The 15,556-nt window shown below is 39.8% G+C and carries 14 protein-coding genes and 1 other RNA gene; 3 read left to right on the top strand and 12 right to left on the bottom strand.

Features of this window, described 5'->3' with window-relative positions; genetic code table 11:
* The first annotated feature begins 43 nt into the window (after positions 1-43).
* Positions 44-1,036: an ABC transporter substrate-binding protein gene (locus RI196_RS04180; RefSeq protein WP_311066983.1), complete on the top strand. Its 993-nt coding sequence runs from the start codon at positions 44-46 to the stop codon at positions 1,034-1,036.
* A 514-nt stretch (positions 1,037-1,550) separates the two neighbouring features.
* On the opposite strand, the gene RI196_RS04175 is transcribed toward RI196_RS04180, so the two are convergent.
* The 3 genes from RI196_RS04175 to RI196_RS04165 all read right to left on the bottom strand — a co-directional run bounded on the left by RI196_RS04175 (position 1,551) and on the right by RI196_RS04165 (position 4,755).
* Positions 1,551-2,312 carry a FixH family protein gene (locus RI196_RS04175; protein ID WP_311066982.1) on the bottom strand — a complete coding sequence of 254 codons (762 nt, stop codon included), beginning with the start codon at positions 2,310-2,312 and terminating at the stop codon, positions 1,551-1,553.
* Positions 2,313-2,914: 602 nt separating this feature from the next.
* Complete coding sequence (fumC, locus tag RI196_RS04170; RefSeq protein WP_311066981.1) at positions 2,915-4,294, bottom strand: class II fumarate hydratase; 1,380 nt, start codon at positions 4,292-4,294, stop codon at positions 2,915-2,917.
* A 143-nt stretch (positions 4,295-4,437) separates the two neighbouring features.
* Entirely contained in the window at positions 4,438-4,755 is a 318-nt protein-coding gene (locus RI196_RS04165) for a MerR family transcriptional regulator (RefSeq protein ID WP_063386951.1), read from the bottom strand.
* Positions 4,756-4,970: 215 nt separating this feature from the next.
* On the opposite strand from RI196_RS04165, the gene purU reads away from it, so the two are divergent.
* On the top strand, positions 4,971-5,870 hold the full coding sequence (purU, locus tag RI196_RS04160; protein ID WP_311066980.1) for a formyltetrahydrofolate deformylase: 900 nt from the start codon (positions 4,971-4,973) through the stop codon (positions 5,868-5,870).
* Between the two features lie 95 nt (positions 5,871-5,965).
* Positions 5,966-6,238, top strand: a complete 273-nt coding sequence (locus RI196_RS04155) for a hypothetical protein (RefSeq protein WP_311066979.1) — start codon at positions 5,966-5,968, stop codon at positions 6,236-6,238.
* Between the two features lie 413 nt (positions 6,239-6,651).
* On the opposite strand, the gene ssrA is transcribed toward RI196_RS04155, so the two are convergent.
* From ssrA to tpiA, 9 genes are all read right to left on the bottom strand, one after another.
* Positions 6,652-6,982: a transfer-messenger RNA gene (ssrA, locus tag RI196_RS04150) on the bottom strand.
* A 109-nt stretch (positions 6,983-7,091) separates the two neighbouring features.
* Positions 7,092-7,565, bottom strand: coding sequence for an SsrA-binding protein SmpB (smpB, locus tag RI196_RS04145; protein ID WP_063386953.1), 474 nt, complete (start codon positions 7,563-7,565; stop codon positions 7,092-7,094).
* Positions 7,566-7,700: 135 nt separating this feature from the next.
* The gene (gene rnr / locus RI196_RS04140) at positions 7,701-9,983 is read right to left on the bottom strand and encodes a ribonuclease R (protein ID WP_311067323.1); all 2,283 of its coding nucleotides are present in this window, start codon (positions 9,981-9,983) and stop codon (positions 7,701-7,703) included.
* Between the two features lie 30 nt (positions 9,984-10,013).
* Positions 10,014-10,760: an alpha/beta hydrolase gene (locus RI196_RS04135; RefSeq protein WP_066249166.1), complete on the bottom strand. Its 747-nt coding sequence runs from the start codon at positions 10,758-10,760 to the stop codon at positions 10,014-10,016.
* 154 nt (positions 10,761-10,914) lie between these two features.
* Positions 10,915-11,148, bottom strand: a complete 234-nt coding sequence (secG, locus tag RI196_RS04130) for a preprotein translocase subunit SecG (RefSeq protein WP_063386955.1) — start codon at positions 11,146-11,148, stop codon at positions 10,915-10,917.
* A 132-nt stretch (positions 11,149-11,280) separates the two neighbouring features.
* Entirely contained in the window at positions 11,281-11,691 is a 411-nt protein-coding gene (locus RI196_RS04125; protein WP_066249163.1) for a YjdF family protein, read from the bottom strand.
* 255 nt (positions 11,692-11,946) lie between these two features.
* A complete protein-coding gene (gene eno / locus RI196_RS04120; protein WP_066249160.1) occupies positions 11,947-13,239 on the bottom strand; it encodes a phosphopyruvate hydratase in 1,293 nt (430 codons plus the stop codon).
* 19 nt (positions 13,240-13,258) lie between these two features.
* On the bottom strand, positions 13,259-14,794 hold the full coding sequence (gene gpmI, locus RI196_RS04115) for a 2,3-bisphosphoglycerate-independent phosphoglycerate mutase (RefSeq protein WP_066249157.1): 1,536 nt from the start codon (positions 14,792-14,794) through the stop codon (positions 13,259-13,261).
* A complete protein-coding gene (gene tpiA, locus RI196_RS04110) occupies positions 14,787-15,548 on the bottom strand; it encodes a triose-phosphate isomerase (RefSeq protein WP_066249154.1) in 762 nt (253 codons plus the stop codon). The genes gpmI and tpiA overlap by 8 nt, the downstream gene beginning before the upstream one ends.
* Positions 15,549-15,556 lie beyond the last annotated feature (8 nt).

Genomic DNA, 15,556 nt, shown 5'->3' with positions numbered 1-15,556 from the left:
GGAATTGAAAATCATTTTCAACTACATTTTAGGGGGTTACATAATGAAAAAAATATCAAAATTATTATTTTCCATCGTTGCCATACTCATGCTGGCAGTAATTGCTGCTTGCGGCAACGGGGACAGTAAAGAAGCTTCAAAAGAAAAGAAAGAAAGCTCAACTGAAAGTCAATCATACAAAGTTGAGCATGCAATGGGAACAGCTGAAATTCCAAAAAAACCTGAACGTGTCGTCGTATTAACGAATGAAGGAACCGAAGCGCTTTTAGCAATGGGATTAAAACCAGTCGGAGCCGTTCAATCTTGGCTTGGCGATCCTTGGTACGATCATATTAAAGATGAGATGAAAGACGTTGAAGTCGTTGGTACAGAAAGTGAAGTCAATGTTGAAAAAATTGCAGCTCTTCAGCCTGACTTGATTATAGGCAATAAGCTTCGCCAAGAAGCAATCTACGACAAGCTCAATCAAATAGCGCCAACAGTTTTTTCGGAAACATTAAGAGGCGACTGGCAGGAAAACTTTAAGCTATATGCAAAAGCCATCAATCGTGAAGAAGAAGGACAAAAAGTATTAGATGATTTTAATAATCATGTAGAAGAAGTAAAACAAAAATTAGGAGATCAAGTGAATCAAGAAGTTTCAGTTGTTCGTTTCATGGCTGGTGTAACGAGAATATATTGGAAAGATTCATTTTCTGGTGTGATTTTCGATCAAATTGGATTTAAACGTCCTGCTCAGCAAGAAAAATTGTTTACATCTGCAAATAAATTAGGAGATTTGGCAGTTGAAGTCGGAAAAGAACAAATTCCGGAAATGGACGGTGACATCATCTTCTATTTCACCTATGCACCGCAAGGAGACAAAGAAGCTTTGCAAGCAGAAAAAGAATGGACAAACGATCCACTTTGGAAAAACTTAAATGCTGTTAAAAACGGAAAAGCTTACAAAGTTGACGACGCTATTTGGAACACAGCCGGCGGTGTGCTTGCTGCAAACCATATGCTGGACGACTTAGAAAAATTGTTAACTCAATAAAATTGAGATGGTCGAAAAGATAATTTTTTCTTACCTTGAAAATCAGCAATATGAATAAAGCCAAAGCAACCTTACTTCAAAATTCATTGGAGTAAGGTTGTTCAGCTTTTATGCACTTTTGTTTCGTTTAACTAAATTTTCGCTTTATTTTGGTTTATAAGACTACTTTGCATTTGTTATTTAACTTATGTTCGAACAAGTTATACTGGACGAATCTTCATTCATTTATAAAAAGGAATTCTTTTTCGTATTCAATGCCAATCAATTATTTCGTTTAAAATTCTTTTGCCATACATTCTCTTTTTAAGGGAAGGGCGGCTTTTCATGTTTTTAATTAATCTATTCATACGTATCGACGTTACGTGCTTCGAACATATCTGGTTCCTGCCGTTCAATTAGTTCGCCACGACTTAATTGATTTCTTTCCCCGCTCTTATTTTTGTCCATACATATACACTTTTTCAGCGATTCTTTCTCAATTCTTTTCTACCATAAACAATATCCATTCCGATCTTTATTTTTGAACCGTTACCTTCTTCGTGACATGCTCATGTAGTCCTTCATCATTGTTGACATGAACTTGGATTTGATAAGTTCCTGAGGAAGAAAATGTATATTTCGCTTCATATGTACCTTTCTCGTCTCCTGCAGCATCTACCCAATCATGCTTTTCAGAACCGTCCTTCCAAATTTCATAACGGACGTTTGCATTTAACAACGGAGCGTTTTCTGCTTGAATTTTTGTTTGAATCAATGTTTCCGCATTCGCCTTTACATTTGTCGGCAGCTCCAATTGGATGTCTACAGATTCTTGAGAATGTTCATGAGTATGATTTGCGGTTTCTTCGTTTTCGCCCGTTGAAGCTCCATCTTTATGTAGTTCACCAATCACAATTTGTTTTTTGGGCATATTATGCTGATTTTTCGCCGTAACGTGTGATTGAACAAAAAAAACTCCATTTTCATCAAATGTGTGTTCAATCGTATATTGGCCGTCTTTTTCATGTTTTGCTTCTATCATTTTACTTTCTTCTTTTTCTCCTTCTTTCCATATTTCAAATTTTACTTCATCAGCATCTTCAACCGCTTCTCCTCCGTAGCTCACTTCAGCAGTCAACGAAACTTTTTCATGTATATTCGCATGGTCCGGCACTTTCAAATTGACTTCGAGCGGATGAACTTCGGTACTTTCTCCGCTGTTCTCTTGTTTCGTTTCATTTTGACCGCAAGCTGCAAGAAGGAAAACGGCGGCAAGCAATATAATGATTTTTTTCACAATAAATCTCCTTTCTTCAATAAAAATTAATTGAGAACTATTAAATAAAGAATAAATTTAATACATACATATTGCAACATTGCAAAGGTGAATATTTTGTGTAGGATTCATGAAATTTTTATGTGGAGGATAATGGTTTTTGCACCTGGCAGCATTGAATATAAATAAGAAAACCGGACGCACAAATTGAACATATCCCGATCAAAGATCAAATAGACAGTATTAAAAATTCCCCCTTATTCAGCGGCTTACAGAATAGTTGTAGAAGGAATCACTGTTAAAGAAATCATCTGACAATTCCTCCCCATATAACTCAGTAGGTCTGTACGCTGAAGAAAGAAGCACTGTCTTCGAAGATATTTTTTAACTGCTAAGAGTTTAAACTCAACTGAATAGTTTATGAACTTTTGTCCTTTTCTTGCCATAAAAAATCACCTCTTAAAGCAGTGTTGACCAAATAGGGATTTTTCAACATCTACTTTAAGGGGTGCAGTTCATAGACAGTATAGGTTTTTTTCTTTCTATCTAGACAAGAGGGATCGTATCAAGTAGTGAGTATCGGTATATATTTTCATCTCCCAGCAAAAATTCAATGTTTTCTGTTACACCATTTTCTCCGGCTGGACAATGCGGTCAAATTCTTCGGCTGACAGAAGGTTCAGTTGAACAGCTGCCTCCTTTAAAGTCAATCGTTTTTCATATGCAAGCTTTGCAATTTTCGCTGCATTTTCGTATCCAATATGAGGATTTAAAGCAGTTACGAGCATGAGCGAGTCTTGTACATATTTATCAATCACTTCTTTGTTTGCTTCAATTCCCACAGCACAGCGGTCGTTGAAGGAAATTATACTATCCGATAAAAGCCGGATCGATTGTAAAAAGTTATAAATAATAACCGGTTTGAAAACATTTAATTCAAAATTTCCTTGGCTTGCGGCAAAACCGATCGCTGCATCATTTCCCATGACTTGGACTGCTACCATCGTTAATGCTTCGCTTTGCGTCGGATTCACTTTTCCCGGCATAATGGAGCTTCCGGGCTCATTTGCTGGTATCGTGATCTCGCCAATTCCGCATCTTGGACCGCTTGCCAGCCATCTAACATCATTTGCAATTTTCATAAGATCAGCTGCCAAGGCTTTTAGCGCTCCGTGTGCATGAACGATTTCATCATGGCTAGTTAGCGCATGGAATTTGTTTTCAGAGGAACGGAATGATTCATTCGTTTGCTTGCTTATTTCATCTGCTACAAGCTGTCCAAACTGAGGATCCGTATTAATTCCTGTTCCGACTGCTGTTCCGCCGATCGCCAAATCTCTCAAGTTATCCATTGCTTCGACAATCATTTTTCTGCTTTTTCTCAGCATATGTACCCATCCGCTGATTTCCTGTCCAAGCGTGAGCGGTGTTGCATCCTGCAAGTGGGTGCGGCCAATTTTCACAAGATTCTCAAACTGCTTGGATTTCTTATCAAGCGTCTCTGTCAACAAATCAATTGCCGGCAACAGCTTGTTTTTTATCACTATGACACCAGCAATATGCATTGCTGTAGGGAATGTGTCGTTTGAGCTTTGTCCCATATTCACATCATCATTTGGATGAATTTTTAATGATTCAAACCCATTTTCTTTCAAGTATTCATTTCCTTTAAACGAAATCACTTCATTGACATTCATGTTCGACTGCGTTCCGCTTCCGGTTTGCCATACTACGAGCGGGAAATGCTCATCAAGCTTCCCTTCTATAATTTCATCACAAACATGAACGATCGCATCTTTTTTCTCTTTTGGCAGCTTTCCTAATTTTTCATTAACGATCGCTGCACCTCTTTTTAAAATGGCAAATGCACGAATGACTTCAATCGGCATCGTCTCAGTACCGATTTTAAAATTGTTTCTGCTCCGTTCCGTCTGTGCACCCCAGTAGCGGTCTTTGGGAACTTTTACTTCTCCCAGCGTATCTCTTTCTATACGATAGTCCATTTTCTTCTTCCTCCTTTTTAAATAATCATCTATTTTAAATATACCTCTAATATTTTGTTAAAAGCAAAAAAACTCTGATAATTTTTTATAAAAATGAAGAACTTTATTAAATCATAAAAAAAAGCGGTTTTAACCGCCCTGAACTATTGTTTTCTTATTTTGAAGTGTGCATTCAGCTGGCCTTGAATCATTTTTTTCTTATCTTCTAGCATTTTATCTCTTTCTTTTTTCAGCATTTCTTTTCTAATTTCAAACGTTTGAACGCCGTCTTCGATTTTATCTGCAATTTCCATTAATGTTTCAATATCTGAAAAGGAATATTTTCTCGTTCCTTGTTTCGTTCTTTCGGGAAAAATTAATTTTCGTTCTTCATAATATCGTATTTTTCTTGGTGATAGTCCTGTTAGTTCACTAACGATACCGATCGTAATGACTTTTTTATCCTTATATGATTCTGACATTGTTATACCTCCTTTAATAACGTTATTACGTTAAAATTTATAACATTTTCAGCCATTAACTTTATTATACAATTTTTTTTCGTATTTTTTAATTTTTGTTGTAAGATTTTCTTACATTGAATACTTATAAATATTTTTTTCCTTGTTCAAATTGACAAGAAAGCAAACTATTAGTATCCTTTGTACAGATCACATTTGGGTTGGAGGAAAGGTTTATGTTACATACGAAACAAACGAATCTTGAATCTTTTTTACATCAATATAAAGATCGCGCACGTCTTCTTATTACATGCAACGACCAGCCAGGAATTGTTGCAAAAATTTCTAAAGTTTTATATGAACACGGCGCCAATATCGTCCAATCAGATCAATATTCAACAGATCCTTCAGGCGGCACTTTTTTTATGCGCGTTGAATTTGAATTACCGGATATAGAACGTAAAAAAGGCGAGCTTGAAAAAGACTTTGAGCCGATCGGAAAAGAATTGCAAATGAAATGGCAATTTTCATATATGAACCAATTAAAGCGAATGGCGATTTTCGTATCGAAACAAGATCATTGCCTTCTCGATCTTCTTTGGCGTTATCAATCAGGCGATTTTTTTTGCGAAATACCTTTGGTAATCAGCAACCATCCAGATTTGCGTGAACCAGTTGAATCGCTTGGAATTCCGTATTATTACATACCGGTCAATAAAGACAATAAGCCGGAAGCGGAAATGCAGCAGCTTGAACTGTTGAAGAAATATAATATTGATTTCGTCGTTCTCGCCCGTTATATGCAAATTTTATCTCCAGATTTCATCAAGCATTACCGGCATCGAATTATTAATATTCATCATTCGTTCTTGCCTGCATTTGTCGGTGCAAGACCGTATGAGCGCGCATATGAACGCGGAGTCAAAATTATTGGAGCCACTTCCCATTATGTGACGGAAGATTTGGACGAAGGACCAATTATTGAACAAGGGGTTAAAGAGGTCAGCCATCGGTACAATGTTGAAGATTTAAAAAGAGTCGGAAGAACGATTGAACGCGACGTTCTCGCCCGCGCTGTACAATTGCATTTGGAAGACCGCATCATTGTTCACGGAAACAAAACGATTGTCTTTTAATCAAAAAGCGCACTTGCTTTTCACAGCATGTGCGCTTTTTTTCAATAAGAGCTCTATTGATAAATTCAATTAACAAGGATGTGGCAAAAAAGAAAATGATGGTATACTTAAATACAAAAAATGCGGGATCATTTTTGAAAAAATATTTTGTTTTTATCATTCGTTTTCTATTGCTCTATACGGTATTTCAAATACTATCGGGTACTGTTTTAACTGCTTTTTACACGCCAGATTTTTCTGCCAAAACGGGCAGTCTTAGTCAAGAGGTAGTGTTCGGCGAGCCTTCTTCCATACCATTGCTTATATCATTGCTTATTGCTACAACAGCCTATTTTCTCGCTCAAAAAGTATTGAAAGCTGCACAATAATAAGAAAAAAGGACCTCAGCTTTGAACTGAAACCCTTTCCTTTAGCAAAGCATGTAAATAAAAGAAACCGGCATGTTTGCCGATTTCTTTTATTTCATTGTTAATTTTATAAAAATCACGGGAAACGTCTTTCTATAATGGAGACGGTGGGACGTGCTGATCCATGCTTTCGCAATGGCACTGACTATATCTTGAACCTAAACAGGTCCTCCGGCGTGTTATGCGAAATTTAGATTTGCCGTACGGCAGAATTTCGCATCCTAGTACTACCTTGAAGGCAGCCTATGAGTCGATACACGGCTGTTGGATTGCTCCACATACCGCTCGGTGTTGCCATATCGCAGAAACGACTTAGGTTTCACCGATTAAGCCGGATTTTCACTTGTGTGTTGCCACACAAGGCGACTATTTCCTAATCGAACCCACGTCCAGAGATATCGCCACTTAAGCATCTACGAGCGTATCCGACATATTTAACATTTCACTGTTCCTTAGCCTGTCGGCAGGCATCCGGACAGCTAGTCTGATTCGTCTCTTCCCTCTTCCTCAGACGGCGGAATCGGGCGTAGCCCACTTAAGTTGAACCCCTTTTCCTCCACATGGGCGATGGAAGAAAGGAGCCTTTAGCATTAAGCAGCTAAAGCGTAGTTGTTTTGTTTGCCAGTTATCTTTAGGCGACGTTGATGACGGAGACGATCCCTCCGGCTCGCAGCTTAAGCTCGATCTATCCCTGTCGAATCCAAAACGTCCCCGTTTTATTCGAGCTAGTGCTTGAGAAATATATTCAACTGGCAACGACATATATTATTATAACAAAAACAATATATTTTTCAATTGTCATTTATTGTTATCATTAATAGATCCCTTTTTGTTTTTGTTGAAATGCCCGTTCAATTTCTCTTTTCGCTTCTTTTCGTTTTAAATCCTCCCGCTTATCGTATTTCTTTTTCCCTTTTCCTAGCCCGATAAGCACTTTCGCAAATCCATTTTTAATGTAAAGCTTCAGCGGAACTAATGAATAGCCCTGTTCTTTTGTGGCCCCGATCAGCTTATTGATTTCTCTTCGATGCAAAAGAAGCTTTCTCGTTCTTAACGGCTCATGGTTGTATCGATTTCCCTGCTCATACGGGCTGATATGCATGTTATGAAGAAAAACTTCCCCTTTTTCCACTCTTGCGAACGCATCTTTTAAATTGGCGCGGCCGGCGCGAATCGATTTAATTTCTGTTCCCTGCAGGACGATCCCAGCTTCATACGTTTCTTCAATAAAATAGTCGTGGTGCGCCTTTTTATTTTGGGCAATCAGTTTCCCTTCTCCCTTTGACATTCTCTGTCACCCTTTCGTGAAAATTAGGGGTAAAGATTATTATAGCAAATGAACATTTTCGCCTCAATCAAGATTCTTTCTAAATGAAATTTTGCTGTTTCAATGAGTTTGTTTTTTTAGACATCTGGCCTCGCTTTAACGCTTTTTCTTCTTCCGCTTCTTTTTCGATACGTTTTTATAAAACTTTTTCTTTTTTGATTTCGGCGGTCTCGTTGACCATTCTTCCTCTTCTTCCTGATGTTTGCTCTTAATCACCTTCACCGTTTCAGGCCGTGTTGATTTTTTTCGTTTTTTTCTCATGCCGACAATTTCAAAATCGATGGATCGTTCCTCTTTATCAACATTCACAACGCGGACGGTAATTTCATCGCCGATGCGGTAAACATTTCCCGTTCTTTCGCCGATCATCGCATAATGACGTTCATCATAATGGTAGTAATCATCCGTCATATAGCTTACATGAACGAGACCTTCAACAGTATTCGGGAGCTCGACAAACATGCCGAAGTTTGTGACAGAACTGATGATTCCATCAAATTCTTCCCCAATCTTATCCAGCATAAATTCTGCTTTTTTCAAATCATCCGTTTCACGCTCCGCATCAACAGCCCGCCGTTCCATATTGGAAGAATGTTCTGCAATTTCCGGCAAAATTGATGCCCATTTCATCTGTGTCTTTTCGTCTATTTTCCCTTCAAGCAAATATTTTCGAATGAGTCGATGAACTATCAAATCGGGATAACGGCGAATCGGGGAAGTAAAATGGGTGTAAAATTCGGTCGACAATCCGAAATGCCCGACGCTTTCCGGATGATATTTCGCTTGCTTCATAGACCGAAGCATGACAGTTGAAATCACCATTTCTTCAGGTTTTCCCCGTACTTCATCTAAAATTTGCTGCAAAGCGCGCGGATGAATATTGTTTCCTGTTCCCTTCACGACATAACCGAAATTTGTAATAAATTCCAAGAAACGTCTTAGTTTTTCCTCATTCGGTTTTTCGTGAATTCGATATATAAACGGTACATTTAACCAGTGAAAATGTTCTGCTACTGTTTCATTTGCAAGCAGCATAAATTCTTCAATTAACCGTTCCGCTACAGATCGTTCCCGAATAATGACATCATACGGTTTGCCTTTCTCATCCACCAAAACTTTCGCTTCCTTAAAATCAAAATCGATAGCTCCGCGCAGCATTCTTTTTTTCCGTAAAATCGCCGCAAGCTCAGCCATATCCTCCAGCATGGGGACAATTTCTTGATATTTTTCCCGAAGCTGTTCATCCTTTTCAATCAAAATTTTATTGACATTTGAATAAGTCATCCGCTCAGCGGAGCGAATAATACTTTGAAAAATATCATGCTGAACTACGTTCCCATATTCATCCACAATCATTTCGCACGATAATGTCAGACGATCCACCTTCGGATTCAGTGAACAAATTCCGTTTGATAAACGATGCGGTATCATCGGAATGACGCGATCAACTAAATATACACTTGTCCCGCGTGCAAATGCCTCTCTGTCAATCGGAGTTCCTTCTTTTACATAATAACTGACATCTGCGATATGCACGCCAAGCTTATAGCAGCCGTTATTTAACTTTGTTACTGTTACGGCATCATCCAAATCTTTTGCATCTTCACCATCAATAGTAATGATTAATTCGTTGCGAAGGTCTCGTCTGTTCTTGATTTCCTCGCTCTTAATCTCATCAGGTGTTTCGTTTGCTTGCTTTAATACATCATCCGGAAAGCTCAATGGCAGCTGATGCTTATGAATGATTGATAAAATATCGACGCCAGGATCATTTTTATGGCCTAAAATTTGTACGACTTCTCCTTCTGCACTCATTCGTCCTTCAGGATATGACGTGAGTCGGACAATTACTTTATGACCTTCAACCGCCCCATTTGATGCATTTTTCGGAATAAAAATGTCGTTGACAATCTTTTTGTCGTCAGGTATGACAAATCCGAAGTTTTTGCTTTCCGTATATGTTCCGACAATTTCCGTTATTCCTCTTTCCAAAATGCGTATGACCGTGCCTTCCTGTCTCGCCCCGCTTGTTTTCGGGCTTAGCCGCACAAGAACTTTGTCTCCATGCATCGCATGATTCAGCTCGCCGGGCGGAATGAACACGTCATCAAAACCTGGTTCATCCGGTTCAACGAAAGCAAATCCGCGGGCATGTCCGACCAGTGTTCCGCGGATCAAATTCATTTTTTCTGGAACACCGTATCGATTTGCTCTCGTCCGCACAATGAGGCCTTTTTCTTCCATCTTATTTAAAGTAATAATCAGCTTTTTAAATTCGTCTGCGTCCTCTAGCTGAAAAGCTTCTTCTAATTCCTCCACAGTCAAAGGTTTATAAGCCTCTTCCTTCATAAAAGAAAGAAGCCTTTCAGCTAATTGCATATCGGGTTCTGCCAATACGATAACCTCCTTTTACTCCTGCCAATCAAGGCTCTCTAAAAATTCATAGACGTCCTGATGCAGTTCATCTCGCTGCTTGTCAAGCGTAATAACATGCGACGATTCTTCATACCATTTGATTTTTTTTATATTTGAGCTTACTTCGTTATAAATAATATTTGCACTATCCGGATTGATCATTTCATCGTGCCGCGCCTGAACCACAAATGTCGGGGCATAAATCATATCGACATTTTCTCTCACATCAGAAATCAAACGCTGCAGAGCTTTCAACGTTTTCATTGGTGTTTTTTGAAACTCTTCCATTTCCGCCTCAATCTGTTCTTCCGGCTTTCCTTCAAATTGTTTATATTTGCGGGCATATTTTAAAATCCCTTTATACATCGTTTCTTCGCTTTTAATATACATCGGGGCGCACATTGGAATAATTCCTTTTACAGGTACAGTGTATCCCAGTTTTAAAGAAAAAACTCCTCCAAGAGACAAACCGGCAACTGCAATTTCTTTAAAACCTAAGTCTTTCAGATGTTCGTAGCCGCCCATCACATCTTGCCACCAGTCATCGGGACCGGTATGAACCAATTCTTCCGGAGGAACCCCATGGCCTTTATATTGAGGGGCATGACAAGTATACCCTTTATCTTGCAAAAAACGCCCAAGTATCCGCACATCTGCTGAATTTCCAGTAAAGCCGTGAAGCAGCAGTACAGCACGATTCCCACCTTCAAACGTAAAAGGTTTTGGCGGTAAAACTTTCATTTTAAAATCTCCTTCTCTTTTTAAATTCTTTATTTTTTACAACGAATTGTAGTATGAAAAAAGTTTAAATTCCATTATATACCAAAAACATTATTCATTCAACAGCTTTATTTTCCCATAGAAAAAAGGCCTGTTTGACAGACCTTTCTAGCTATTATAATCCAAACCATGAAACAGCAATTGCTAAAACAAAAAATAACACAGAAAGAACGATTGTAATACGATGTAAGATTAAATCTATTCCACGCGCTTTTTGCTTCCCAAAAAGCTGTTCAGCACCGCCGGAAATGGCTCCAGATAATCCAGCACTTTTTCCAGACTGCAGTATCACCACAGCGATCAGCGCAATAGATACAATTGCTAATAGTATGACAAGCAGAGTATGCATGTCCACTCCACCTCCTAAAAAAACGCACATTACAATAGTTTTAATGTATCATAAATTGGCTCATTACACAATAGCGTATCCATTCAGAAAATACGAAAGCGGATGTCTTGAAGCAAGACATCCAACTCTGTATTACCTTCCACGATGTTTTGCCTTCGCTTTTAAACGCTTTAACTCTCTTTTTCGCTTGATGAGAGCTTCGCGCAGCTCCTTGCGCAAAACTTTTCTCTCTTTTTTACGATGCTCCAATTCTAGCTGAAGGGCTGTTTGTGCATATGTGGAAAGCGGCCTTGTTTTCATTTCCTTTGCAGCTTCACGTTGCAGTCGCTTCGGATTTTTGCGCTTTTTCATTTCAAGCGGCACGGCGGTTGTTGTGCGGCACTTGTGCAGTAACGATAGCATCGGACCATTCACAAATGCCAAAACTTCATCATCTTTTGGCTCTGAACCAAATACGTAGCGAACCGCTTTTATAGCTTCACCTTCCTTTTGCTCAACCACACCGATCCAGAATTGTCCATCGTAAAAAACCGTCAACTTCATGAAAGGTCCCTCCTTGTAAAACGTAACGACAGCGATGGACATCCCAAGGAGGGGAAGGATACTGACACTCTTTCGGAGTGCGCCCGGACTACCAACCGGGACTGTGTTTTTACGCTGTCTATGTTTTTATTATATGTTGTTTATTGGTAATAAGAAAGTATTTACACACCGTCTAGGTTATGATTTTGTGTGCTTTGAGCTTTAATTAAAAAAGGTCTAACCAAATAACTCGGTTAGACCTTTTCATAGATAGTGTTATTTTTTCAAGTTATAGAAAGATTTAATTCCTTGGTAAACTGCAGTATCGCCAAGTTGATCTTCGATGCGAAGCAATTGATTGTATTTCGCAACGCGGTCCGTGCGGGAAGGTGCGCCTGTTTTAATTTGGCCTGCGTTTGTTGCAACAGCAATGTCTGCAATGGTGCTGTCTTCCGTCTCGCCTGAGCGATGGGAGATGACCGCTGTATAGCCGGCGCGTTTTGCCATTTCGATCGCATCAAACGTTTCTGTTAACGTTCCGATTTGGTTAACTTTAATCAGAATAGAGTTGCCGACTCCTTTTTCAATGCCTTCCGCTAATTTTTTTGTATTTGTTACAAATAAATCGTCTCCGACAAGCTGAACTTTTCCGCCTAAACGTTCTGTTAACAGTTTATGGCCTTCCCAGTCGTTCTCATCAAGTCCGTCTTCAATCGAAATGATCGGATATTTGGAGACAAGCTCTTCATACCATTGCACCATTTCTTCCGACGTTTTTACAACGCCTTCTCCTTCTAGGTGGTACTTGCCGTCTTCTTTATTAAACAGTTCAGAAGAAGCAACATCCATCGCAAGCTTAACTTGTTCGCCAGGTTTGTAGCCGGCTTTTTCAATTGCTTCGATAATAGTTTGCAAAGCTTCTTCATTTGATTGTAAATTTGGAGCGAATCCACCTTCATCACCAACAGCTGTATTATATCCTTTTCCTTTTAATACAGATTTTAATGAATGGAAAATTTCCGCTCCCATCCGCAGTGCTTCCCGGAAGCTTTCCGCGCCGACCGGCATAATCATGAATTCTTGAATATCAACATTGTTGTCTGCATGAGCGCCGCCGTTTAAAATGTTCATCATCGGCACAGGAAGAGTTTTCGCATTGAAGCCGCCGAGATATTGATACAGCGGAACACCTAAATAATCAGCTGCAGCACGAGCAACGGCCATAGAAACACCTAAAATTGCGTTTGCTCCCAGCTTTCCTTTATTTTCTGTTCCGTCAAGTTCAATTAATAATTGATCGATGGCATTTTGTTCCGTCACATCAAAGCCTAACAGTTCTGGGGCAATAATTTCGTTCACGTTTTTAACTGCTGTTAAAACCCCTTTTCCAAGGTAGCGTTCTTTATCACCGTCACGCAATTCAACAGCCTCGTACTCACCTGTGGATGCACCGCTAGGTACAAGCGCCCGTCCAAATGCACCTGATTCTGTATACACCTCTACTTCAACTGTCGGATTTCCTCTTGAATCAAGCACTTCACGTGCATAAACATCAGTAATAGCTGGCATGTTGCTTCATCTCCTTTATTTATGATTTAATAAGACTTTTCCCTGTCATTTCTTTCGGTTTTTCCAGCCCGAGCAGCTCGAGCATCGTTGGTGCTAAATCGCCTAAAATTCCGTCTTCTCTTAATTCGATTCCTTTTTTCGTTATAATAACCGGCACTGGATTTGTCGTATGTGCGGTTTGCGGTTTTCCGTCAAGTGTGACGACTTCGTCCGCATTTCCGTGGTCAGCAGTTATAATAGCTGTTCCGCCTTTTTCGAGAATCAAATCCACCACTTTTCCGAGACATTCATCAACCGCTTCGACTGCCTTTATCGTTGGCTCAAGTTTGCCGGAGTGGCCGACCATGTCCGGATTGGCAAAATTCAATATGATCGCATCATGCTTGTCAGCCTCAATTTCTTTTAAAAGCGCATCAGTTACTTCATATGCGCTCATTTCCGGTTTTAAATCATACGTGGCTACCTTCGGTGAATTAATTAAAATCCGTTCTTCGCCAGGAAACTTCTCTTCCCGGCCTCCGCTCATAAAGAACGTAACATGCGGATATTTTTCTGTTTCTGCTATGCGCAGCTGCCTCAATCCGGCTTGGGAAATGACTTCGCCAATTGTGTTGTCCAAGTTAACCGGCTTGAAGGCAACATATCCTTTCACCGTTTCGCTAAAATGCGTCAAACAAACGAAGAATAAACGTTTTGGATGTTTCGGTCCCCTATCAAAGGAACGGAAATCTTCATTTGTGAATGTATTCGAAATTTGAATGGCGCGATCCGGACGGAAATTATAGAAAATGACCGCGTCATCATCTTGAATGGTTGCAACAGGACTGCCGTCTTCTTTTGTCATAACAGAAGGGATGACAAACTCATCATAAATCCCGTGTGCATAAGAATCTTCAATACATTCGTATGCGTTTTTGTAAGCTGGCCCTTCGCCATACACCATCGCTCTGTATGCTTTTTCTACTCGATCCCATCTTTTATCTCTGTCCATCGAGTAATAGCGGCCTGAAATCGTTGCGATCTGTCCTACTCCGTATTCATTGATCTTTTCATTCAGCTCATCAATATATTGCTTCGCCGTTTGCGGACCAACATCGCGTCCGTCCAAAAATCCATGAATGAACACATTTTTCACTTGCTGATCTTTCGCCAATTTTAACAAGGCGAATAAGTGGTTAATGTGGCTGTGAACACCGCCATCCGATAATAAGCCGAAAATGTGAAGGTTCGTTCCTTTTTCTTTCACGTGGTTCATAGCTGAAAGAAATGTTTCATTTTCAAAAAATTCGCCTTCACGAATCGCTATGTTAACGCGTGTCAAACTTTGGTATACAATTCTGCCTGCACCGATGTTTAAATGTCCAACTTCAGAATTTCCCATTTGACCTTCCGGCAAGCCGACAGCTTCTCCACATGCTTTTAACGTTGCATGCGGGTATGTATTCCAAAATCGATCAAAATTCGGCTTGTTCGCTTGAGCCACAGCATTTCCTTTCACTTCGTCACGCAGAGCAAAACCGTCTAATATAATTAACGCTACTGGCTTTTTACTCATTTTGGCCTGCCTCCAATAGCTGCAAGAAAGAGCGTGGTTCTAGGCTTGCGCCTCCGACTAATGCTCCGTCAATTTCCGGCTGGTTTAGAAAATCTTTAATATTTTCCGGTTTAACACTGCCGCCATATTGAATGCGAACTTCGTTTGCAACATCATCGGAATAAATATCGGCAATTACACCCCGAATATGGGCACATACTTCATTGGCATCCTCAGGAGAAGACGATTTTCCTGTGCCAATCGCCCAAATCGGCTCATAAGCAATCACTATGTTTTTCACAGCCGAAGCATCGACTCCAGCCAACGCTTTTTTGACTTGATCGCCAACAATTTCATTCGTTTTTCCAGCTTCACGCTCAGCTAATGATTCGCCTACACATACGATCGGAGTTAATTCGTGTTTGAAAGCAGCCAATACTTTTTTGTTCACGGTTTCGTCTGTTTCGGCAAACATTTCCCGGCGTTCGGAGTGTCCAATGATCACATAATCAACACCGATATCCGCCAATGCAACAGGGCTGATTTCCCCTGTATAAGCTCCGCTTTCTTCAAAATGCATATTTTGAGCGCCAATTTTTAGTTCAGAGCCTTCAGCCAATTCCACAAGCTGACCTAAAAATAAGGCAGGTGCACATATAACGGAATCAACTTTATCCTGTGGGGGAACGAGTGATTTGACTTCCTTTACAAAGCTTTTTGCTTCTTCCAACGTCTTATGCATTTTCCAATTCCCTGCAATAATCGGCTTTCTCATCTTTACAC

The organism is Aeribacillus composti (assembly GCF_031760945.1).
Taxonomy (GTDB): Bacteria; Bacillota; Bacilli; order Bacillales; family Aeribacillaceae; genus Aeribacillus; species Aeribacillus composti.
The sequence above is the reverse complement of the archived record's forward strand: the minus strand, read 5'-3'. Positions and strand labels throughout refer to the sequence as shown.

Excerpts from the sequence above, each read along its gene's own strand:
- RI196_RS04180 (WP_311066983.1), top strand. The coding sequence starts at position 44 with ATGAAAAAAATATCAAAATTATTATTTTCCATCGTTGCCATACTCATG.
- fumC (WP_311066981.1), bottom strand. The coding sequence starts at position 4,294 with ATGGACTATCGTATAGAAAGAGATACGCTGGGAGAAGTAAAAGTTCCC.
- RI196_RS04165 (WP_063386951.1), bottom strand. The coding sequence starts at position 4,755 with ATGTCAGAATCATATAAGGATAAAAAAGTCATTACGATCGGTATCGTT.
- purU (WP_311066980.1), top strand. The coding sequence starts at position 4,971 with ATGTTACATACGAAACAAACGAATCTTGAATCTTTTTTACATCAATAT.
- RI196_RS04155 (WP_311066979.1), top strand. The coding sequence starts at position 5,966 with ATGATGGTATACTTAAATACAAAAAATGCGGGATCATTTTTGAAAAAA.
- smpB (WP_063386953.1), bottom strand. The coding sequence starts at position 7,565 with ATGTCAAAGGGAGAAGGGAAACTGATTGCCCAAAATAAAAAGGCGCAC.
- rnr (WP_311067323.1), bottom strand. The coding sequence starts at position 9,983 with ATGCAATTAGCTGAAAGGCTTCTTTCTTTTATGAAGGAAGAGGCTTAT.
- RI196_RS04135 (WP_066249166.1), bottom strand. The coding sequence starts at position 10,760 with ATGAAAGTTTTACCGCCAAAACCTTTTACGTTTGAAGGTGGGAATCGT.
- secG (WP_063386955.1), bottom strand. The coding sequence starts at position 11,148 with ATGCATACTCTGCTTGTCATACTATTAGCAATTGTATCTATTGCGCTG.
- RI196_RS04125 (WP_066249163.1), bottom strand. The coding sequence starts at position 11,691 with ATGAAGTTGACGGTTTTTTACGATGGACAATTCTGGATCGGTGTGGTT.
- eno (WP_066249160.1), bottom strand. The coding sequence starts at position 13,239 with ATGCCAGCTATTACTGATGTTTATGCACGTGAAGTGCTTGATTCAAGA.
- gpmI (WP_066249157.1), bottom strand. The coding sequence starts at position 14,794 with ATGAGTAAAAAGCCAGTAGCGTTAATTATATTAGACGGTTTTGCTCTG.
- tpiA (WP_066249154.1), bottom strand. The coding sequence starts at position 15,548 with ATGAGAAAGCCGATTATTGCAGGGAATTGGAAAATGCATAAGACGTTG.